This window comes from Streptomyces sp. NPDC104381 (assembly GCF_055583745.1).
On record NZ_JBVJNK010000008.1, the window covers coordinates 490,758 to 511,826 of the forward strand.

Consider the following 21,069-nt stretch of genomic DNA (forward strand, 5'->3'; position numbering starts at 1 on the left):
GGGGCGGGGCCGTCCGTACGGCGGCCCTCCCCCGGCAGGCTACCGGCGCGGCGCCGGTCAGCGGCCCCGCAGCCTCCGTACGAGGATGCTCGCGTCGCCGCGCGACTCCAGGTCGGCCAGCACCACGGCGACCGCTTCCCGGACGATGCGCCCGCGGTCGACGGCCAGCCCGTGCTCCCCGCGCAGCACGAGGCGCGCGTGTTCGAGGTCCATCAGTTCCTCGGCCGACACATAGACGGTGATCTTCTCGTCGTGTCGTTCCCGGCCGCTGGGCCGGCGGTTCGCTCCCCGCCCGCCGCCCCGTCCGCGCTGCGGCTGGACGGTGGCGGTCCCCTCCTGGGGCGGCGCCGTACGAACCCGGGGCTGGGACTGGGGCTGGGCACCAGCGGCTCCCCGGTCGCCCCCCTCGGCGCGGCTGCGCGAGCCGCCGCCGTCGGCGTCCGCCGCGGAGTGCTCCTCCCGGGACTCCCGGGACGCCCCGGCGGATGTGTCGCCGCTCCCCTGGGCACCGCCCTGGCCGGTTTCCGACGGTGCCGAGTCACTGCCTCCGGCCGGTGCGGGAACCCGCGCCTCGCCGTTCGCCTTGCGTCGCCGCTCGGCGGGGGACGAGGCCTGGAGGCCCATGCCCCCGGTGGTACGGAACAGCTCGTCGGCCCCCGGCAGACTCACTCGGCGTGACACCGGGCGAGCACCTCCCTGGCGAGCTGGCGGTAGGCGGCGGCACCCACGGAGTTCGACGCGTACGTGGTGATGGGCTCACCGGCGACCGTGGTCTCCGGGAAGCGCACCGTGCGTCCGATGACGGTGTGGTAGACGTGGTCGTCGAAGGCCTCGACGACGCGCGCGAGCACCTCACGGCTGTGCACCGTGCGGGAGTCGTACATGGTGGCGAGGATGCCGTCCAGTTCGAGCTCGGGGTTGAGCCTCTCCTGGACCTTCTCGATGGTCTCGGTGAGCAGCGCCACACCGCGCAGCGCGAAGAACTCGCACTCGAGCGGGACTATCACCTTGTGAGCCGCCGTCAGGGCGTTGACGGTGAGCAGGCCGAGCGAGGGCTGACAGTCGATCACGATGTAGTCGTAGTCGGCCATCAGCGGCTTGAGGGCACGCTGCAGCGTCGACTCCCGGGCCACCTCGCTCACCAGCTGCACCTCTGCGGCCGAGAGGTCGATGTTGCTGGGGAGCAGGTCCATGTTGGGGACGGCCGTCTTCAGCAGGACCTCGTCGGCCGCCATGCCCCGCTCCATGAGCAGGTTGTAGACGGTGAGGTCGAGCTCCATCGGGTTCACCCCGAGGCCGACGGAGAGGGCTCCCTGCGGGTCGAAGTCGACGAGCAGGACACGCCGGCCGTACTCGGCGAGCGCGGCGCCCAGGTTGATGGTCGACGTGGTCTTGCCGACGCCGCCCTTCTGGTTGCACATCGCGATGATCTTCGCGGGGCCGTGATCGGTCAGCGGACCGGGAATCGGGAAGTACGGCAGCGGCCGGCCGGTCGGGCCGATCCGCTCGCGGCGCTGGCGTGCGGCGTCGGGCGCGAGGGTGGCCGCGTACTCCGGATCGGGCTCGTATTCGGCATCGGGGTCGTAGAAGTGCCCCTCGGGCACCTCGGCGAAGTCGGCGAAGTGGGAGGTCTCTCGGCCACTTTCGTTGCCGGCCATGGCGTTCACGTGTAGGCCGTCCATCATCTGGGGGGCTGTCGTCATGTGCTGGTGGGTGGCGAAGGTGCGGACAGCGACGGAGCCGACAGCTTCGAGCCCGGTCGGGCTCAGACCCCGTGCAGGCATCCCTGGTTGACCACCCCCGGGAGTAATTGTCGACTCATTCACAAGTCGTCTTACCTCCTTGGATGTGACCAGGAAACTTATCGATAGGTCAGCGTGGCACCATGCCGACGATTGGCGACTCTATGGCGTGTCACCGGTTCGCAGCAACACAATCCGCCGGACCCGGCCCGATGTGTCGGCAATCGAACACCCCTCTGTCAAGAGCACGGAGCGCCCGGGGCGCACCTTTCGCGGGGGTGCAAAAAGGGTAGAGGGTTACGTCTCCGGCGAGTTCAGCCGGGGCCCCTCACGCGTCCGGCCGGACCTTGCTGGGCAAGGTCCGGCCGGACGCGTGAGGTTGACGGAGCGGGTTGACCGCTCAGCCGAGAAGCGTGCTCAGTTCGACGTGGTCGAGACCGTGCGCCTCGGCCACCTCGCGGTAAACCACCTGGCCGTCATGGGTGTTGAGACCCTTGGCGAGCGCGGCGTCACGGCGCAGGGCGTCGGCCCAGCCCCGGTTCGCGAGCTCCAGGATGTACGGCAGCGTGGCGTTCGTCAGGGCGTAGGTGGAGGTGTTCGGCACGGCGCCCGGCATGTTCGCGACGCAGTAGAAGACCGAGTTGTGGACCGTGAAGGTCGGCTCGGCGTGCGTCGTCGGATACGAGTCCTCGAAGCAGCCTCCCTGGTCGATCGCAATGTCGACAAGAACACTTCCGGGCTTCATCTTGGCGACGAGCTCGTTGGTGACCAGCTTCGGCGCCTTGGCACCCGGGATCAGCACGGCGCCCACGACGAGGTCGGCCTCGACGACCGCCTTCTCCAGTTCGAGGGCGTTGGAGACGACCGTCCGCACCTTGGTGCCGAAGATCTTGTCGGCCTCACGCAGCTTGTTGATGTCCTTGTCGAGCAGCGTCACGTGGAAGCCGAGCCCGACCGCGATCTGCGTGGCGTTCCAGCCGGAGACCCCGCCGCCGATGACGACGGCCCGGGCCGACCCCGTGCCGGGGACGCCGCCGGGGAGCACACCGCGCCCGCCGACCGAGCGCATCAGGTGGTACGCGCCGACCTGCGGGGCGAGACGGCCGGCGACCTCGGACATCGGGGCCAGCAGCGGCAGCGCGCGGTTCGCGGTCTCGACGGTCTCGTACGCGATGGCGGTCGTGCCCGATTCGAGCAGGGCGTCCGTGCACGCGCGGGAGGCGGCGAGGTGCAGGTACGTGAAGAGCGTCTGGCCCTTGCGGAGGCGGTGGTACTCCTCGGCGACCGGCTCCTTCACCTTGAGCAGCAGGTCGGCGGCGGCCCAGACCTCGTCGGCGGTGGGCAGGATCAGCGCACCGGCGGCGATGTACTCCTCGTCCGGGATGGAGGAACCCTCGCCGGCGTGCCGCTCGACGAGGACCTGGTGGCCGTGGCGGACGAGCTCATGCACTCCGGCAGGGGTGATCGCCACCCGGAACTCGTTGTTCTTGACTTCGCGGGGGATGCCGACCTTCACGTCGATCACGGTCCTTGGCTCGGAGAGTCGCTCGGACATAGCGGGGCGAACCCGTATGAATCAAGCATAGGGGGAGACACCGCAGGGTTGCGCGGCAGAGCCATCATTAATGAAGGACTTCTCGCTGTCCAGCCTTACAAAGCATTAAGTTTTGATCGAACCACTGCGGATTTCGTAGGCCAAGCCCTCTTCGCCCAGCAGCCTGTCGGCCGTCGACCGGTGCAGACGGGCCGCCGCCGGGTCCCCGAGCCGGTCCAGGGTGTCGGCGAGCCTGAGCTCCAGCGCGGCCTGAAGCCGCACGTCACCCGCCCGGCGCGCCAGGTCGACCGCTTCCCGGCAGGTGTGCAGCGACTCCTGCGGCCTGCCCGCGTACTCCTGGACCCGCGCGGCCTCGCTGAGCGCGCGCGCCTGGGCCGGGAGGTCCCCGAGCCTGCGGTGCCCGGCCGCCGCCGCCCGCCAGTCGCGCAGCGCCTGGCCGTAGCGTCCGGCGTACGTGTGGACCGCGCCGAGCCGCCCGTACAGCCGGGCCGCGTCGGCCCGCTCCCCCTGGGTGAGCCGCTGCGCGAGCGCCCGGCCGTACCAGTCGGAGGCGCGGTTGAAGTCCCCGAGCTCCGCGTAGGCGCCGCCTGCGGATTCCATCGCCCGGCCGGTCGCGTAGAGGTCGTTCGCGGCGCGCCCGGCGTCCAGCGCCGCCCGGTAGCGGGCCAGCGCCTCCCGCGTACGGCCGGTCCTGGCGTCCAGGTCGGCGAGGTTGAGCAGGGCGGCGGCCTTCTCCCGGGGCAGGTCCCGCCGCTCGGCCACGTCGAGGACCAGGCCGTGCAGCCCGTACAGCACGGGAGCGGCGTTCTCGGTGCCCCGGTGCACGGCGAGGGCGCGGACGAGCGCGGCCACCAGCCGGCGGGCGAGGGTGTCCAGGCCGCCGTCGCCGACGGCCGCGCGGGCACAGGCCAGCAGCGCGGGCTCCCGCATCCGCAGCCACTCGGCCGCCGCCTCCGGGCCGGGGAACCGGAGCGAGCGCGGCAGGCCCGCGAGGCGGCGGCGGGCCGGGGAGTCCTCGGGCTCGGTGACCGCGCGGCAGGCCTGGAGCCGGCGCACGGTCCGCTCCAGCATCCTGGCCCGGGCCAGCTGGATCTCGGCGGGCCGCTCCTGCTCCTCCAGCGCCGCGCGGAGCAGCGGGGCGAGGCAGCCGGGCACCTCGTACTGGGGCTGCTCGGCGCCGTTGCTGCCGAGCAGCCCGAACCGGACGAAGTCGTCCAGGGTCGTCTGGGCCACCGACACGGAGCACCCGGCCAGCGCGGAGGCGGTGTGGGCGTCGGCCAGCCCGGCGGGGGCGAGGGCGAGCAGACGCAGTATCCGGGCGGCGGCCGGCGGCAGCGAGTCGTGGACCAGCCCGAAGGCCCGGGCCAACGGCCGTGCGGCGGCGGGAAGTTCGGGTCCGCCCTCCTGGTCGCGCAGCTGCTTGGCGACATCGGCGACCGACGCGCCGGGGCGGGCGGCGAGCCACCCGGCGACCAGGGTCAGTGCGGCGGGCTGCCCGCCGCACTCCTCGGTGAGCGCCTCGGCGGTCCGGGGGTCGACCGTGATGCGGACCTGTCCGATGGTGCGGGCGAGGAGCTGTACGGCCGAGCCCGCGTCCAGACCGCCGATGGTGCACGGGCGGACGTCGGGGATGCCGGTGAGCGGGCCGGTCGAGGTGGCGACGACCAGGCAGTCGGGGTTGTCCGGCAGCAGCGGGTCGACCTGCTCGGCGTCCACCGCGTCGTCGAGGAGGATCAGCGCGCGGCGTACGGCGAACGCCTCGCGGACCATCTCGGAGAGCTCGTCCTCGTCCGCCCCGGGCGGGGTGGTGACGGAGAGCTGGTCCAGGAGCGCGCGTGCGGTGCGCTCCGCCGGGACGCGTGCGCCGCCGGGTTCGGTGAGCGGGACCCGGAACACCCCGTCGGGATAGTCGCCCGGCTCGACGAGCCTGCGGGTGAGTTCGGCGGCGAGTGCGGTGCGTCCGGATCCGGGCCGGCCGGCGATCAGGAGGACCCGGGCACGAGCCGCTTTGCGCCCTGCCAGGGTGTCCAGTCCCGCGCGCTCGATGTCTTCCTGAAGTGCCTTCAACTCGCGTTCGCGGCCGAAGAACTGACGTGGAGTGAGATCCGGCGGTTCCTTGGCTCCCGCCGTCCCCGCCACTCCGGCCGGGCCGTTGGTGTCCACCGCCTGATCGGTCACGGGCCACGCTCCACTTCGCTGCACGCGGTTGCCCGCCGGAAGTCCGGTCGGGGCCTTTCGAGCGTAGTTCAGTGGTGCGGACGATCACGGCCGAGCGCGGCGGACAGGTCCCTCGATCGGATCAGAATTTCGTACGATCAGCCCCTGACCGACCCCCGACCGACCCCTGTCCGGCCCCTGACCGGCCCCTGACCGGCCTCCGAGCGGCCCCGCCTGTCCGCCCTCACCGGAGGGCGGACGGGCCGGGCGGCCTCAGGCGTCGAACGGGCGGGCCGGCCAGGGCGCGTCGGCCGGGCGCAGCGCGTCCACACCGTCGCCGGCGAGCACCGCGGTGAGCGAAAGCACGCCCACGACCAGGCAGTTGTTGTGCAGGTCGCCGGCGAGGACGCCCCGCACGAGCTCGTCCAGGGGGACCCATGCCTGCTCCATGTCGGCCTCCTCCTCGGAGACCTCGAAGCGCTCGCCCTCGGCCTCGGAGAGGTCCCGGGCGAGGAAGACGCGCACGGCTTCGTCGCAGCCGCCGGGCGTGGTGTAGACGTCGGTCAGCACCCGCCAGTCCTCGCCCTTGACGTGCGCCTCCTCGTAGAGCTCGCGCTGCGCGGCGTGCAGGGGGTTCTCGCCGGGGATGTCGAGGAGCCCCGCCGGGATCTCCCACAGCTTGTGGCGCACCGGGTGGCGGTACTGCCGCTGGACGAGGACGCGGCCGTCCGTGTCGAGGGCGAGCACGGCCACCGAACCGGGGTGGACCTGGTAGTCGCGGCTGTGGACACTTCCGTCGGGCATCACGACGTCGTCGGTGCGGACGCTGGTCTTGTTACCGGTGAAGGGGGTCACCGTCGCGGTGACCTGCCACTCCTCGGGCGTGTCCTGGAAACCCATGTACGTCCTTCCACGAACAAACAGAAACCGGGGCACGCATCCCGTGAAGGATCCGTACCCCGGTCAACCGTATCGCCTTACGCGTCGGCGCCGGTCCCCCGCGCCGCGACCTTGCGCTCCACGGCGGCCTTCACCAGGCCGGCGAAGAGCGGGTGGGGGCGGGTCGGGCGGGAGCGCAGCTCCGGGTGCGCCTGGGTGGCCACCAGGTAGGGGTGGGCCTCACGCGGGTACTCGACGTACTCGACGAGCTTGTTGTCCGGGGAGGTGCCGGAGAAGACCAGTCCGGCCTTCTTCTCCAGCTCCGCGCGGTAGCCGTTGTTGACCTCGTAGCGGTGGCGGTGGCGCTCCTCGACGTACGGCTCGTCGGCGTAGGCCTCGCGGACCAGGGAGCCCTCGGCGAGCTTGGCCGGGTACAGGCCGAGCCGCATGGTGCCGCCCAGGTCGCCGGCGCCCTCGACGTACGCGAGCTGCTCCTCCATCGTCGAGATGACGGGGTGGCCGGTGGCCGCGTCGAACTCGGTGGAGTTGGCGTCGGGGATCCCGGCGAGGTTCCGCGCGGCCTCGATCACGATGCACTGGAGGCCGAGGCAGAGGCCGAGCAGCGGCACCTTGTTCTCACGGGCGAACTGGATGGCGCCGACCTTGCCGACCACACCGCGCTCGCCGAAGCCGCCGGGGATGCAGATCGCGTCGACGTCGCCGAGCTGCTTCTGCGCGCCGGCCGGGGTCTTGCAGTCGTCGGAGGCGACCCACTTGACCTTGACCCGGGCCTTGTTCGCGAAGCCGCCGGCCCGGATGGCCTCGGTGACGGAGAGGTAGGCGTCGGGCAGGTCGATGTACTTGCCGACCAGGGCGACGTTGACCTCGTGGTCGGGGTTGTGGACGCGGTCCAGCAGGTCGTCCCAGGTGGTCCAGTCGACGTCGCGGAACGGCAGGTCGAGCTTGCGGACGACGTAGGCGTCCAGGCCCTCGGTGTGCAGCACCTTGGGGATGTCGTAGATCGACCGGGCGTCCTTGCAGGCCACCACGGCGGACTCGTCGACGTCGCACATCAGCGAGATCTTGCGCTTGATGGCGGTCGGTACGTCGCGGTCGGCGCGCAGCACGATGGCGTCCGGCTGGATGCCGATGTTGCGCAGCGCGGCGACGGAGTGCTGGGTGGGCTTGGTCTTCAGCTCGCCGGAGGGGCCGATGTAGGGGAGCAGCGAGATGTGCACGACGAAGACGTTGTCGCGGCCGACCTCGTGGCGGACCTGGCGGACCGTCTCCAGGAAGGGCAGCGACTCGATGTCGCCGACCGTGCCGCCGACCTCGGTGATGACGACGTCGACGTCGTCGGTCGCCATGCGGCGGATGCGGTGCTTGATCTCGTTGGTGATGTGCGGGATGACCTGGACGGTGTCGCCGAGGTACTCGCCGCGCCGCTCCTTGGCGATGACCGTGTTGTAGACCTGGCCGGTCGTGACGTTGGCCGAGCCGTCGAGGTCGACGTCGAGGAAGCGCTCGTAGTGGCCGATGTCCAGGTCGGTCTCGGCGCCGTCGTTGGTGACGAACACCTCACCGTGCTGGAAGGGGTTCATCGTGCCGGGGTCGACGTTGAGATAGGGGTCGAGCTTCTGCATGGTGACCCGCAGGCCACGTGCCTTGAGCAGGGCACCCAGGCTGGAGGCAGTCAGACCCTTGCCGAGGGAGGAGGCGACACCCCCGGTGACGAAGATGTGCTTGGTCGTCGTGGATGTGGGCTGCATAGCCAAAGGGGGCTCCCGTGGTCGCGATCGTGAGGTGCGTACCGGCGTGCCTAGGAAGATTTTCTTCAGGTGCCGTCGCTGCGGTTCGGGGGCCTCGTCCACTGTCGGGACGACCACCGGTCCACGGGCTACCAGGGTAACAGCGACGAAGGGAGGCCGCTTCCGGCCATGCCTCCTCCCGTACCGGCACAAGATCATCACGTCCGTTTCAGGTCCCACCCATTCGCCGGTGACAAGCGGAGGACAACTGGCGGACAGTCGCGCGGAACCCCCAGGTGCGTCGTATCCTGCTCGGACACTCGCTGCCGAGTTGGCCGGCCCAGCGGCTCCACCCCAGCCCGCTCACCCGTGCAAGAGCTCGTCGGTTCGATTACAACGACCCCTTGACCAGCAGTAAGCGCCCTGCGGGGCGACATGGCCGTTCGACTGGAGACGCACGTGGCCGGGCGCATCGAGGATTACGCACTCATCGGAGACATGCAGACCGCAGCCCTGGTCTGCCGGGACGGCACAGCGGACTGGCTGTGCCTCCCACGCTTCGACTCGCACGCGATTTTCGCCGGACTTCTCGGTACCGAGGAGAACGGTTTCTGGCGGCTGGGACCCGCCCGTCCCGAAGGGGCGGAACCCCCGGCCGCGGACCGGCGGCGCTACCGCGGTGACTCCCTCGTCCTGGAATCCGAGTGGGACACCCCCCGCGGCACCGTCCGCGTGACCGACTTCATGCCGCCGCGTGACGGCGCCCCCCAGCTGATCCGCATCGTGGAGGGCGTGAGCGGCCGGGTGCCGATGCGCTCCGAGCTGCGCATGCGTTTCAGTTACGGGCGGGTCACCCCCTGGGTCCACAAGGTCGACGGCCGTACGGTCGCCGTCGCGGGCCCGGACTCGGTGTGGCTGGACACGGACGCGGAGACGTACGGCCAGAACCTGACCACGTACTCCGACTTCACCGTGGCCCCCGGCGACCGGATCGCCTTCACCATCAGCTGGCAGCCCTCCCACCACGAGCCGCCCGCCACGCCGGAGCCCGAGGCCTCCCTGGACGCCACGGAGCAGTTCTGGCGCGAGTGGGTCGACCAGTGCACGTACCACGGCCCCTACCGGGAGGCCGTCGTCCGTTCGCTGATCACGCTCAAGGCGCTCACCTACGCGCCCACGGGCGGCATCGTGGCGGCGCCGACCACCTCCCTGCCCGAGGACATCGGCGGCTCCCGGAACTGGGACTACCGCTACACCTGGCTGCGGGACGCGGCGATCACGCTCTCCTCCCTGCTGCGCACCGGATACCGCGAGGAGGCCCGCGCCTGGCGCGAGTGGCTGCTGCGGGCCGTCGCGGGCGACCCGGAGAACCTCCAGATCATGTACGGCATCGCGGGTGAGCGTGAGCTCGGCGAGGCGGAGCTGGACTGGTTGCCGGGGTACGAGAACTCCGCCCCGGTCCGGGTCGGCAACGGCGCGGCGAACCAGCTCCAGCTCGATGTGTACGGCGAGGTCACCGAGGCGCTGCACCTGGCGCACATGACGGGGCTGACCCGCAACGACTACGCCATGGGCCTCCAGCTGAAGCTGATCAGCTATCTGGAGAAGCACTGGGACGAGCCGGACGAGGGCATCTGGGAGGTGCGCGGGCCGCGCCGGCACTTCGTGCACTCCAAGGTGATGGCCTGGGTCGCCGTCGACCGCACGATCAAGCTGATCGAGTCCGGGGACGCGGAGGGGCCGCTGGAGCGGTGGCTCCAGCTGCGCGACGACATCCACCGCGACGTCTGCGAGCGGGGCTACGACCCGGAGCGCAACACCTTCACCCAGTCCTACGGCTCCAAGGAGCTGGACGCGTCCCTGCTGCTGATCCCGCAGATGGGCTTCCTGCCGCCCGACGACAAGCGCGTCATCGGCACGATCGAGGCGATCCAGCGGGAGCTGTCCACGGAGGACGGCTTCGTCCTGCGCTACCCCACCGAGGGGGACGACGCGGGCGTCGACGGTCTGGAGGGCGACGAGGGGGCGTTCCTGGCCTGCTCGTTCTGGCTGGCGGACGACCTGGCGATGATCGGCCGGGTCGACGAGGCCCGCAGGCTCTTCGAGAAGCTGCTGTCCCTCCGTAACGACCTGGGCCTGCTGGCCGAGGAGTGGGACTCGGGGCTCCAGCGCCAGGTGGGCAACTTCCCGCAGGCGTTCAGCCATGTCCCGCTGATCGACACGGCGCTGCGGCTGACGGCCAGCGGGGCGTACGTCGGCTGACCTCCCGGGCGTGACAGGGCCTCTGTGGGACGGCCGATGCCGGCGGCCGGTCCTACGATGGAAGGGAACTGTCACGCCCTGCGAAGGGGGTCGTCATGACGACCCGCACCCCTGCGGCGGAGGCCGTTCCGGCGGCCTTCCGCGCCGAGTTCACCGGTGAGATCCACGTCCCGGGCGACCCCGGTTACGACGAGGCCCGCACGGTCTTCAACAGCATGATCGACCGCAGACCCGCGGTGGTGGCCGGGTGCGCCTCCGCGGCGGACGTGGCGCGGGCGCTGCGTCTCGCGCGTGAGCAGGACCTGGAGGTCGCCGTGCGCGGCGGCGGGCACAGCGTGGCGGGCATGGCGCTGAGCGAGGGCGGCCTGGTGATCGACCTGCGCCGCATGCACACCGTGGAGGTCGACCGGGACGCCCGCTCGGCCCGTGTCGGCGGCGGAGCCGTCATGGGTGACCTGGACCGGGCCACCCAGCCGTACTCCCTGGCGACCACGGGCGGCCGGGTCTCCACGACGGGTGTCGGCGGCTTCACGCTGGGCGGCGGCTCCGGGTGGCTGGAGCGGGCCTTCGGGCTGGCCTGTGACAATCTGCTGGCCGCCGACGTGGTGACGGCGGACGGGCGGACCGTGCACGCGAACGCGGACGAGAATCCGGAGCTCTTCTGGGCCCTGCACGGCGGCGGCGGCAACTTCGGCGTGGTGACCTCCCTGACCCTGCGGCTGCACGACCTGCCGGTGATGAGCATCGCGCTGCTCCTGTTCCGCCCCGAGAACGGCCCGGAAGCGGTGCGTACGTACCGGGACGTGCTGGAGTCCGCCCCGGACGCGGCGGGCGGTGCCTGCATCTACATCACCGGGCCGCCGGAGGAGTGGGTGCCCGAGGCCCTGGTCGGCCGGCTCGTGTGTGGGGTGCTGGTGACGTACACCGGCCCGGAGGCGGAGCTGCGCGATGTCGTCGCGCCGCTGCTGGCGCTGGAGCGCGAGGCGGACGTGATCACCGAGATTCCGTACGCGGACCTGCAGTGCATGCTCGACGACCCGCCCGGCATGCGGAACTACTGGTCGGCGGAGTATCTGGACGGCCTGCCCGACGACGCCGTGGACGCCTACTGCGCCGGCGCCGCCACGATGCCCGTCCCCTCGGCCACCCAGCACGTGCTGTTCCCGATGGGCGGCGCGGTGGCCCGGGGACCGGCCGACTACCCGCTGCCCTGGCGCTCCTCCCCCTGGGCCGTGCATCCGTTCGGCGTCTGGGAGGACGAGGCGGACGACGACCGGGTCAGGGCGTGGGTGCGCCGGGTGCGGAGCGCCGTCATGCCGTGGGCGAGCGGCGCGGTCTACCTCAACTTCATCGGGCGGGAGGGCCAGGAACGGGTGGTCTCCGGCTTCGGCGAGGGCGCCTACGAACGGCTGTCGCGCGTCAAGGCGCGTCACGACCCGGACAACGTGTTCCACCTGAACCACAACGTCAAGCCGGCCGTGGCCGTGGTGTGACGTGCCCGGCCGGCTGCCGGTAACTTCCTGACGGGGCGCTCCGCGTCCCTCGCAGACGGGGCACGAGCGCGGACGCGCGGACACGGAAGCACGAGGCCTGGACCGGTGGAGACAGAGGGCGGGATCACCGTGCGGCGGGCGCTGGAGCTGCCCGGGCTGCGCGGCGGGGTCCCTGAGGTGCTGACCTGCGCGGACCGGCTGGACCGTACGGTGCGCTGGGTGCACGCCGGTGAGGCGCCGAACATTCCGGCCCTCCTCAAGGGCGGGGAGCTGCTGCTCACGACGGGGCTCGGCCTGGGCTCGCGCCCCGCCGACCAGCGCGCCTTCGTCCGCAAGCTGGCCGACCGGGGCATCGCCGCCCTGGTCGTGGAGCTCGGCCCGCGCTTCGACCGGCTGCCCGCGGCGATCGTGGAGGCGGCCAGGACGGCGGGGCTGCCGCTCGTCCAGCTGCACCGTGAGGTGCCGTTCGTGGCGGTGACCGAGGAGATCCACACCGAGATCGTCAACGGCCACTACGCCCTGCTCCAGCGGGCGGAGGAGGTCCACCGGCGATGTACGGAGGCCGTGCTCGGCGGCGGTGGCGTGCCTCAGGTCCTCGGGATCCTGGCGGACTTCGCCGCGAACCCGGTCTTCCTGGAGACTCCGGACGGCCGGCTGCTGTTCGCCGCGGGGAGCGGCACCGGACCGGTGGGCGCGGATCCGCTCCAGGTCTGGGAGGGGCTGCGCGGGGCGCGTGCGGCCCGTGAGGCGCCACCGGCCGGAGCGGTCCTGGTGGAGGTGCCGGGCGGCGGCCAGGGGACGGGTTCCGTACGGGCGCGGCTGGTGCTGCTCGCGGTGTCGGGTCCGCTGGTGACGGTGCACCGGATGGCGGCCGAGCGGGCGGCGGGGATCCTGGCGGTCGTGCTGATGCAGGCCCGCCAGGAGGACGAGGTGGCGGCGCGGGGGCGCGGTGACTTCCTCACGGATCTCGCGGAGGGCCGGATCGCCCCCGAGGACGCCCCGGCGCAGGCCGGCGTCCTGGGCTTCAGGCCGGGCGGGGATCCGCTGCTGCCGGTGGTGATGCGGCTCGCGCCCGAGTCGGCGCCGTCGGGCAGCTGGGCGCTGCTGGCCCGGGCCGTCGCCGAGGAGCTCGTGGCGGTGGGGGCCCCGGTGCTGGTGGGGGTGCGCCCGGTGGAGGGCAGGGTCCCGCTGCTGCTGGCGCTGCGTCCGGGGACCACGCGCACGGCGCTCGCGGACCGGGTGGCGGCCGCGCTGCGGACCGGCGCCGGGCGGGCCGGGCTGGAGCGGGCCGCGGACCGTGCGCCGCTCGTCGTGGTGGTCGGGGCCGCCGGTGACTGGGCGGCGGCGGGCGCGGGTCTGCGGCACGCGGCGGACGCGGCGACGGCCGCGCAGGGGCTCGGGGAGCGCCCCTGGTACGACGCGCGCGGCCTGGACATCGATCTGCTGCTGTGGCGGCTGCGCGACCATCCCGATCTGGCGTCCTTCGTGGACCGGGCGATCGGGCCGCTGCGCGAGCACGACCGGACCTCGCGTCCGGCGCTGCTGCCCACGCTGGAGGCGTACCTCGCCCACGCGGGCCGCAAGGCGGAGGCCGCGCGGGAACTGCATCTGAACCGGCAGACCCTCTACAACCGGCTGGCCCGCATCGGCGAGCTGCTCGGCACCGATCTGGACGACCCGCGGTCGGTGCTCGCCCTGAGCCTGGCGCTGCGGGCCCGCCGGCACACCCGCTGAGGGTTCAGCCGCGGGCGGCGGTCAGGGGCTGCGCCAACTCGTCGTAGACGGAGAGCACATGGGCGATCGTGTCGTCCTCGGTCGGCCAGCCCGCGGCCCGCTCGCGCCCCGCATCGGCGAGCCGCTCCCGCCGCTCGGGGTCGCCGAGCAGCCGTACGACGGCTCCGGACAGCGCGTCGGCGTCCCCGTACGGGACGAGTTCGGCCGCGTCGCCGACGAGTTCGGGCAGCCCGTCGGCGCGGGCGGCGACCAGCGGGATGCCGAGCCGCAGGGCCTCCTGGGCGAGCAGCGGCCCGGCCTCGCCCCGTCCGGAGAGTACGGCGATGTCGGCGGCGGCGAGGAGCCCGCCGATGTCCTCCGGGCCGCCCGCGAGGACGACCGGCAGTCCTTCCGCCGCGATCCGGCGCCGCAGGGCGCCGGCCCGGGGCCCCTCCCCCGCGACGGCCAGCAGCGGCACCGGGTCCAGGGCGTGCCACCCCCGGGCCGCGTCCAGCAGCGTCTCGTGGCCGTGCTGCGCCACCGACACCACCAACGGCCTTCCGACCGCGCCCAGTTCGGCGCGCGTCTTGCCGTCGTCGGGGGCGTCGGGGAAACGGCCCGCGGGGATCGCCGCCGGTGCGAGCCGGGCGTCCCTGGCACCCCTGCGGCGCGCCCGGTCGACCAGCTCCCACGAGGTGCCGAGCACGATGGCGGCCGCGCGGGCGGCCCTGCGCTCCAGCAGCCGCAGCAGCCGGCCGCGGGCGCCGTCGGCATGGGCGCGGGTGTGCCAGGTCACGACCAGCGGGATGCCCCGGCCGCTGAGCGCGATCCCGGCGCGTACGGCGGCGTGCAGCCCGTGCGCGTGGACGATGTCCGCGCCGGTGCAGGCCGTACGCAGCGCGGCGACGGCCGCCGGGTCGCTGCGCCGGGGCACCGCGACGAAGCGGGCACCGGTCGCGGGCAGGCCGTGGGCGCGGCAGGAACCGGCCGGGGCGCAGACGGTGACCTGTACGCCTCTGGCGACCAGCCCCGCGGCGAGCGAGCTGACATGAGCGCTGCTTCCGGCACCGCCGCCCAGGACTTGGACCGTACGCAGCTGTGACACGTTGATCTGCTCCCGGGGATCCCTGGATCCCGAGTCGGTGGTGGGTACGGCGCCAAGGATGCCAGTCCGTACGTGCGTTCCGGCACTGACGAAACGTTGTTCCCCTCGTCGCGTCGGCGACGGGACGGCCCGCCCCACCCGTTCGAGTGAGGCGGGCGGCGTCGGGCTGACGCCGGTGGGGGCTGTTACCCGTCCACCCGCGCGGTCTCCAGGAGTTCCTCGGCGTGCGCCCGGGCGGTCTCCGAGTCCTCCTGCCCGGCGAGCATCCGGGAGAGTTCCCGCACCCGGTCCTCGCCTTCGAGGACGGTGACACCGCTCCTGGTCACCGATCCGTCCACGGTCTTCTCGACCAGCAGCTGCCGGTCGGCGAAGGCCGCCACCTGCGGGAGGTGGGTGACCACGACGACCTGCGCGGACCGGGCGAGCTTGGCAAGCCGCCGGCCGACCTCGACGGCCGCCTTGCCGCCGACGCCCGCGTCGACCTCGTCGAAGAGGTACGTCGGCACGGGGTCCGAGCCCGCGAAGACCACCTCGACGGCGAGCATCACGCGGGACAGCTCACCGCCGGAGGCGCCCTTGGCGATCGGCCGGGGCTGGGCGCCGGGGTGCGGTGCCAGCAGGAGTTCGACCTCGTCGGCACCGGAAGGGCCGTAGAGCACGCTCCGGCCGCCGACGTCGATGCCGGACTGCTCGTCCGGGGCCTCGGTCTGCCGGATGGCGAAGGAGACCCGGGCGTGCGGCATCGCGAGCGAGGCCAGCTCCTCGGTGACGGCCGCCGCGAAGCGGTCCGCCGCCTCCGTCCGCGCGTCGGTCAGCGCCTGCCCGAGCACGGAGAGCTCACCGCGGAGCGCGTCGCGCTCGGCCGTCAGCTCGCCGATGCGGTCGTCGTCGCCCTCCAGCTCGGTCAGCCGTGAGGCGCCGCTCTCGGCCCAGGCGAGCACGGCGGTGATGTCCTCGCCGTACTTGCGGGTGAGGGCGGTGAGCGCGGCCCGCCGCTCCTCCACCGCGGCGAGCCGCAGCGGATCGGCGTCCAGCTGGTCGGCGTATCCGGCGAGCTCCCCGGCCACGTCGGAGAGCAGGATCGAGATCTCCCCGATCCGGTCGGCGAGCGCGGCCAGCGCGGGGTCGTGGGCCCGTACGGCGTCCAGGGACTGCCCGGCGGCCGCCACCACGGTGGTGGCGTCCACGCCTTCCGGGTCCTCCGGATTCCCAGCGAGCGCCGTGTGGGCGAGGGCGGCGGCCGAGGCCAGCGCCTCCGCGTGCCCGAGCCGCTCGGCCTCCGCGGCGAGTTCGGTGTCCTCCCCGGGCAGCGGCTCCACGGCGGCGACCTCTTCGAGGCCGAAGCGCAGCAGATCCGCCTCCTGGGCACGCTCCCTGGCCCGGGTGGTCAGCTCGTCGAGCTCGGTGACGACCGCGCGCAGCCGCCGGTAGGCCGCCGCGTACGTGGCGTGCGGGACCTCCACCCCGTCGCCCGCGTAACGGTCGAGGGCCTGGCGCTGCCGTGCGGGCTTGAGGAGCCCCTGCTGGTCGGTCTGGCCGTGCACGGCGACGAGTTCGTCGGCGAGCTCTGACAGCACCCCCACGGGCACGGATCTGCCCCCGAGATGCGCCCGGGAGCGCCCTTCCGCCGAAACGGTACGGCTGACGATCAGCGCACCGTCCTCGATCTCGCCCCCGGCCTCCTCGGCGCGCACCGCCGCCGCGTCGCCCGGGGACACCGTGATCCGCCCCTCGACGACCGCGGCCTTGGCACCGATCCGCACGAGGGCGGGGTCGGCGCGCCCGCCGAGCAGCAGCCCGAGGCTGGTGACGACCATGGTCTTGCCGGCGCCGGTCTCGCCCGTCACGGCGGTGAAACCGGGTGACAGCTCCACCACCGCGTCGTCGATGACTCCGAGCGACCGTATCCGCATCTCCTCCAACACGGACATGACCTTACGAGGTCCGGGGCCCGCTGTGCGACGGGCCCCGGTGGCGGATTCACTCAGGAGGGTGTGAGCAGCGGCCCGGCGGATCAGTGCGGGGCGCCGCGCCAGCCCTGCACGGGCAGGGCGAACTTGGCCACCAGACGGTCGGTGAACGACGCCTGGTGCAGCCGCGCGAGCCGTACGGGCACGGCGCCGCGCCGCACCTCCACCCTGGCCCCCGCGGGCAGCTCGACGGTCCTGCGCCCGTCGCACCAGAGCACCCCGTGCGGGGTGTGCGGCTGGACCTCCACGGCGAGCACCGAGTCGGGCGAGGTGACCAGCGGCTTCGCGAACAGCGCGTGGGCGCTGATCGGGACCATGAGCAGGGCCTCGACCTCCGGCCAGACGACGGGGCCGCCCGCCGAGAAGGCGTACGCGGTCGACCCGGTCGGGGTGGCGCAGACGATCCCGTCGCATCCGAAGCCGGTCACCGGCCGGCCGTCGATCTCCAGGACGACCTCGAGCATCCGCTCGGGCGAGACCTTCTGGACGGCGGCCTCGTTGAGCGCCCAGTCGGTGTGCACGATGTCGCCGTTGCTGTGGACGATGACGTCGAGCGTCATCCGCTCCTCGACCTGGTACGCCCGGGTGACGACCCGGTCGACGACCTTGTCCAGGTCGTCGCGCTCGGCCTCGGCGAGGAACCCGACCCGCCCGAGGTTGACCCCGAGCATCGGTACGCCGGAGGCGCGGGAGATCTCCGCCCCGCGCAGCAGCGTCCCGTCCCCGCCGAGCACGATCAGCAGTTCGCAGCCGTCCACGGCCGCGGTCGTCGCGTCGGGCACGGTGACCACCGACGAGGGCAGCGGCAGGTCCTGCGCCTCCGCGGCGAGCGCCCGGACGCCGAGGCCGTTGCGCAGCAGGCCCTGGACGACGAGTTCGGCGCTGCGGATCGCGGCCGGGCGGCCGGTGTGCGTCAGCAGGAAGACGGTGCGTTCCGCGTTCCCGGGTTGTGCCGCATGCGTTGTCAACGGGGCCCCTCCGCCACTGCGCGGTCGACGTCCGCGGGATCCAGCTCAGGTGCGCCGGCCCGCAGCCACAGAAAGTACTCGACATTTCCCGACGGGCCGGGCAGCGGGCTCGCCGTGACGCCCTGGACGCCGAGGCCGAGCAGCCCGGCCCGGCGCGCCACTTCCCGTACGGCTTCGGCGCGCAGCTCGGGGCTGCGGACCACACCGCCGCTGCCGAGGCGCTCCTTGCCCACCTCGAACTGCGGCTTGACCATCAGCACCAGGTCGGCGTCGGGGGCGGCGCAGCGGGCGAGCGCGGGCAGCACCAGGCCGAGCGGGATGAACGACAGGTCTCCCACCACCAGGTCCACCGGCTCTCCGTCGATCTGCTCCACCGTCAACTCCCGTACGTTCGTACGGTCCTTGACGACGACGCGTTCATCGGACTGCAGGGACCAGGCGAGCTGCCCGTAGCCGACGTCCACCGCCACGACCTGGCGCGCGCCGGCCCGCAGCAGCACATCGGTGAAGCCACCGGTCGAGGCCCCCGCGTCCAGGGCCCGCCGCCCCTCGACCTTCAGGCCCCGGGGCGCGAAGGCGGCGAGGGCGCCCGCGAGTTTGTGCCCGCCGCGCGAGACGTACTCGGGGTCGTCGTCGTCCTTGACGACGACGACGGCGGCGCTGGTCTCGACCTGGGTGGCCGGCTTGGTCGCGGTGTTCCCGCCGACGGTCACCCGCCCCGCCGCGATCAGCTGGCTCGCGTGCTCACGAGAGCGGGCGAGCTTACGGCGTACCAGCTCGGCGTCGAGGCGGCGACGTGCCACTCCTGCCACGTTCGGTTCAGCTCCTGTTGTCGTGCGCGGGCGTCGGTGCGGGTGCGGGCCGTGCGTCCAGCGCGGTCAGTTCGTCACGCAGCCCACGGTGTACATCCTCGTACACCTCGGTGTGGCCGTCGGCCTCGAGGTGGTCCGCGTCGGCCAGCCGCTCCAGCCGCGCGTCGACCCCGGCGTGCCCCGTGGGGGTACGCGCCAGACCGAGGGGTGCGGGCGGCACGGGGTCGAAGGAGGGCGCGGGAGCTCCCGCGTCCGTTTCGTCCGTCCCGTCGTGCTGCGCCGTGTCCGGCCCCGGCATCCAGTCGCTCATGCGGGAACGCTACCCCGAAGGGCCGGTGTACCGTCGGTGACGATGGCGACCATGGCGGAGTGCCGCAGCGCACTCGACACACTTTCCGACAATCTGGCCGGGGCCGACAGCGACGTACGCGGCGCTGCCGGCCTCGACCGCTCGCTGAGCTGCCACATCCGGGATCTCGACGTGACGTTCACCGGGCGGCTGGAGAACGGCCGGATCCGGGTGCTGGACACGCACGACGGCCCGCCCCGGGAGAAGGCCGAGATCCGGCTCGCGATGACCGGGGACGATCTGGTGGCCATGGTCGGCGGCGAGCTGAACTTCGCGAAGGCCTGGGCGTCCGGCCGGGTGCGGCTGGAGGCGGGCTTCCGTGATCTGCTGAAGCTCAAGTCGCTCCTGTAGCCCGCCGGAGGGCTCAGACCGCGGCCGCCGCGCGCCTCTTGCGGGCGGCGGGCACGACCAGCGGCGTTCCCGTCTCCGGGTCGTCGATGACCTGGCACCGCATCCCGAAGACCTCCTCCACGAGCTGCGCGGTGACGATGTCGCCGGGCGCGCCCTCGGCGATGACCGCGCCGTCGCGCAGGGCGATGAGGTGGGTGGCGTACCGGGCGGCGTGGTTGAGGTCGTGGAGCACGGCGACGAGGGTGCGGCCCTGGGTCTCGTGCAGCTCCGCACAGAGGTCCAGTACGTCGATCTGGTGCTGGATGTCGAGGTACGTCGTCGGCTCGTCGAGCAGCAGGAGCGGGGTCTGCTGGGCGAGGGCCATGGCGATCCAGACGCGCTGGCGCTGGCCGCCGGAGAGTTCGTCGACGTAACGGTCGGCGAGCTCGCCGACGCCGGTCGACTCCATGGACTCCTTCACGATCCGCTCGTCCTCGGGGGACCACTGGCGCAGCAGCCCCTGGTGGGGGTAGCGGCCGCGCGAGACGAGGTCGGCGACGGTGATGCCGTCCGGGGCTATGGAGGACTGGGGCAGCAGGCCCAGTGTCCTGGCGACCTTCTTCGCGGGCAGCCGGTGGATGGACTGCCCGTCCAGCAGGACTTCCCCGCTGTCCGGCTTCAGCATCCGGGAGAGGGCGCGCAGCAGGGTCGACTTGCCGCAGGCGTTGGGCCCGACGATGACCGTGAAGGAGTTGTCCGGGATCTCCACCGAGAGTTTCTCGGCGATGATCCGCTGGTCGTAGCCGAGGGTCACCGAGTCCGCGGTGAGGCGCTGCATGGTCGTACTCCCGGAGTCTGTGGGGATGGTCTGCGAGGTGCCCGGCGTGCCCGGTTTCATCCCCGGGCTCATATGCGTCCCGCCCTGCGCTCGGACACCAGGAGCCACAGCAGGTAGCAGCCGCCGAGCACGCCGGTGACGACGCCCACCGGGAGCTGTCGGTCCCCGAAGGCGTTCATGGCGGTCCAGTCGGCGACGAGCAGCAGGGCCGCTCCCGTGGCGGCGGCGGCCGCGATGTTGGGGCCGGGGGCCCGGGTGAGGCGGCGGGCGACCTGCGGCGCGCTGAGCGAGACGAAGACGATCGGCCCGGCGGCGGCGGTGGCGACGGCGACGAGCAGCACGGCGGAGCTCAGCAGGGTGAGCCGGGTGCGCTCCACCCGTACGCCCAGGGCGTGGGCGGCGTCGTCGCCCATCTCGATCATGCGCAGGTCCCGTCCGTGGCCGAGGGCCAGTGGGATCAGGACGCAGCAGACCGCGAGCAGCGGCCAGACCTGCGCCCAGTCCCGGCCGTCCAGCGAACCGGTCATCCAGACGACGGCGCGGGTGGCGTCGACGAGGTCGGCCTTGGTGATCAGGTAGTGGATCGCGGCGGTGAGCATGGCCGCGGCGCCGATGCCGACGAGCACGAGCCGGTAGCCGTGCACCCCCCGCTTCCACGCCAGCAGGTAGACGGCGACGCCCGTCAGCAGTCCGCCGGCGACGGCACCGGCCGCGACCTCGGTGGGCCCGCCGTGGAAGAGCACGATGACGGTGAGGGCGCCGACCGCGGACCCCTGGCCGAAGCCGAGCACGTCCGGGCTGCCGAGCGGGTTGCGGGAGACGCTCTGGAAGACGGCGCCGCCGACGCCGAGCGCGGCACCGACGAGCAGCCCGACGAGGACCCTGGGCAGCCGGAGTTCGGTGACGATGAACTCCTGCTGGAAGGTGCCGTTGCCGAACAGCGTGGTGACGACCTGCCCGGGTGACATGGAGTAGTCGCCGCTGCCGATCAGCACCACCGCGGCGAAGGCCGCGGCGGCGACGAGCAGCGCGATCACGGCGAACGCCCGTGCGTCCACCCGGAAGGAGAGCCCGCCGGCCGTGCGCACGGCGTGGACGGTCCTGGTGGTGTCCCGTGCGGTCCGCTTCGAGGGCTCCTGTGCTGCCTT

17 protein-coding genes are annotated in these 21,069 nt (G+C 72.8%); 4 read left to right on the top strand and 13 right to left on the bottom strand.

All coding sequences use genetic code 11. The features are described from left to right. Positions 1-57 precede the first annotated feature (57 nt). From ACZ607_RS28950 to ACZ607_RS28975, 6 genes are all read right to left on the bottom strand, one after another. Positions 58-669: a hypothetical protein gene (locus ACZ607_RS28950; protein ID WP_469739397.1), complete on the bottom strand. Its 612-nt coding sequence runs from the start codon at positions 667-669 to the stop codon at positions 58-60. Beyond that, positions 666-1,784, bottom strand: coding sequence for a ParA family protein (locus ACZ607_RS28955; protein WP_469739308.1), 1,119 nt, complete (start codon positions 1,782-1,784; stop codon positions 666-668). Before ACZ607_RS28955 ends, ACZ607_RS28950 begins: the two co-directional genes overlap by 4 nt. A 358-nt stretch (positions 1,785-2,142) precedes the next feature. Next, positions 2,143-3,258, bottom strand: coding sequence for an alanine dehydrogenase (gene ald / locus ACZ607_RS28960; protein WP_469739399.1), 1,116 nt, complete (start codon positions 3,256-3,258; stop codon positions 2,143-2,145). Positions 3,259-3,402: 144 nt separating this feature from the next. Then, the gene (locus ACZ607_RS28965) at positions 3,403-5,475 is read right to left on the bottom strand and encodes a tetratricopeptide repeat protein (RefSeq protein WP_469739309.1); all 2,073 of its coding nucleotides are present in this window, start codon (positions 5,473-5,475) and stop codon (positions 3,403-3,405) included. 252 nt (positions 5,476-5,727) lie between these two features. After that, positions 5,728-6,354, bottom strand: a complete 627-nt coding sequence (locus ACZ607_RS28970) for an NUDIX domain-containing protein (protein ID WP_469739310.1) — start codon at positions 6,352-6,354, stop codon at positions 5,728-5,730. A 77-nt stretch (positions 6,355-6,431) separates the two neighbouring features. Then, on the bottom strand, positions 6,432-8,102 hold the full coding sequence (locus tag ACZ607_RS28975) for a CTP synthase (protein ID WP_469739312.1): 1,671 nt from the start codon (positions 8,100-8,102) through the stop codon (positions 6,432-6,434). A gap of 438 nt (positions 8,103-8,540) precedes the next feature. Here ACZ607_RS28975 and ACZ607_RS28980 point away from each other — a divergent pair, with 438 nt between their 5' ends. From ACZ607_RS28980 to ACZ607_RS28990, 3 genes are all read left to right on the top strand, one after another. Beyond that, positions 8,541-10,343, top strand: coding sequence for a glycoside hydrolase family 15 protein (locus ACZ607_RS28980; protein WP_469739401.1), 1,803 nt, complete (start codon positions 8,541-8,543; stop codon positions 10,341-10,343). A 95-nt stretch (positions 10,344-10,438) separates the two neighbouring features. Further along, complete coding sequence (locus tag ACZ607_RS28985; RefSeq protein WP_469739314.1) at positions 10,439-11,836, top strand: FAD-binding oxidoreductase; 1,398 nt, start codon at positions 10,439-10,441, stop codon at positions 11,834-11,836. 105 nt (positions 11,837-11,941) lie between these two features. Further along, positions 11,942-13,570 (top strand): PucR family transcriptional regulator, encoded by a 1,629-nt coding sequence (locus ACZ607_RS28990; RefSeq protein ID WP_469739316.1) that lies wholly within the window; start codon positions 11,942-11,944, stop codon positions 13,568-13,570. A gap of 4 nt (positions 13,571-13,574) precedes the next feature. Here ACZ607_RS28990 and ACZ607_RS28995 read toward each other — a convergent pair whose 3' ends face one another. From ACZ607_RS28995 to ACZ607_RS29015, 5 genes are all read right to left on the bottom strand, one after another. Further along, a complete protein-coding gene (locus tag ACZ607_RS28995) occupies positions 13,575-14,654 on the bottom strand; it encodes a glycosyltransferase family 4 protein (RefSeq protein WP_469739318.1) in 1,080 nt (359 codons plus the stop codon). Between the two features lie 185 nt (positions 14,655-14,839). Beyond that, positions 14,840-16,585 carry a DNA repair protein RecN gene (gene recN / locus ACZ607_RS29000; protein ID WP_469739319.1) on the bottom strand — a complete coding sequence of 582 codons (1,746 nt, stop codon included), beginning with the start codon at positions 16,583-16,585 and terminating at the stop codon, positions 14,840-14,842. Positions 16,586-16,668: 83 nt separating this feature from the next. After that, a complete protein-coding gene (locus ACZ607_RS29005) occupies positions 16,669-17,592 on the bottom strand; it encodes an NAD kinase (protein ID WP_469739321.1) in 924 nt (307 codons plus the stop codon). Beyond that, positions 17,589-18,404 (bottom strand): TlyA family RNA methyltransferase, encoded by an 816-nt coding sequence (locus ACZ607_RS29010; RefSeq protein WP_469739323.1) that lies wholly within the window; start codon positions 18,402-18,404, stop codon positions 17,589-17,591. Before ACZ607_RS29010 ends, ACZ607_RS29005 begins: the two co-directional genes overlap by 4 nt. Positions 18,405-18,411: 7 nt before the next feature. Further along, on the bottom strand, positions 18,412-18,714 hold the full coding sequence (locus ACZ607_RS29015) for a hypothetical protein (protein WP_469739325.1): 303 nt from the start codon (positions 18,712-18,714) through the stop codon (positions 18,412-18,414). A 42-nt stretch (positions 18,715-18,756) separates the two neighbouring features. On the opposite strand from ACZ607_RS29015, the gene ACZ607_RS29020 reads away from it, so the two are divergent. Next, on the top strand, positions 18,757-19,104 hold the full coding sequence (locus ACZ607_RS29020) for an alkyl sulfatase C-terminal domain-containing protein (protein WP_469739327.1): 348 nt from the start codon (positions 18,757-18,759) through the stop codon (positions 19,102-19,104). A gap of 13 nt (positions 19,105-19,117) precedes the next feature. Here the strand turns inward: ACZ607_RS29020 and ACZ607_RS29025 are convergent, their stop codons facing one another. Further along, positions 19,118-19,921, bottom strand: a complete 804-nt coding sequence (locus ACZ607_RS29025; RefSeq protein WP_469739329.1) for an ABC transporter ATP-binding protein — start codon at positions 19,919-19,921, stop codon at positions 19,118-19,120. 68 nt (positions 19,922-19,989) lie between these two features. Next, positions 19,990-21,009: a FecCD family ABC transporter permease gene (locus tag ACZ607_RS29030; RefSeq protein ID WP_469739404.1), complete on the bottom strand. Its 1,020-nt coding sequence runs from the start codon at positions 21,007-21,009 to the stop codon at positions 19,990-19,992. Between the last annotated feature and the right edge of the window lie 60 nt (positions 21,010-21,069).

What these genes read in the sequence shown, in the direction of transcription:
- ACZ607_RS28955 (WP_469739308.1), bottom strand. Translation starts at nt 1,784, where the DNA reads ATGCCTGCACGGGGTCTGAGCCCGACCGGGCTCGAAGCTGTCGGCTCC.
- ACZ607_RS28970 (WP_469739310.1), bottom strand. Translation starts at nt 6,354, where the DNA reads ATGGGTTTCCAGGACACGCCCGAGGAGTGGCAGGTCACCGCGACGGTG.
- ACZ607_RS28975 (WP_469739312.1), bottom strand. Translation starts at nt 8,102, where the DNA reads ATGCAGCCCACATCCACGACGACCAAGCACATCTTCGTCACCGGGGGT.
- ACZ607_RS28985 (WP_469739314.1), top strand. Translation starts at nt 10,439, where the DNA reads ATGACGACCCGCACCCCTGCGGCGGAGGCCGTTCCGGCGGCCTTCCGC.
- recN (WP_469739319.1), bottom strand. Translation starts at nt 16,585, where the DNA reads ATGTCCGTGTTGGAGGAGATGCGGATACGGTCGCTCGGAGTCATCGAC.
- ACZ607_RS29015 (WP_469739325.1), bottom strand. Translation starts at nt 18,714, where the DNA reads ATGAGCGACTGGATGCCGGGGCCGGACACGGCGCAGCACGACGGGACG.
- ACZ607_RS29020 (WP_469739327.1), top strand. Translation starts at nt 18,757, where the DNA reads ATGGCGACCATGGCGGAGTGCCGCAGCGCACTCGACACACTTTCCGAC.
- ACZ607_RS29025 (WP_469739329.1), bottom strand. Translation starts at nt 19,921, where the DNA reads ATGCAGCGCCTCACCGCGGACTCGGTGACCCTCGGCTACGACCAGCGG.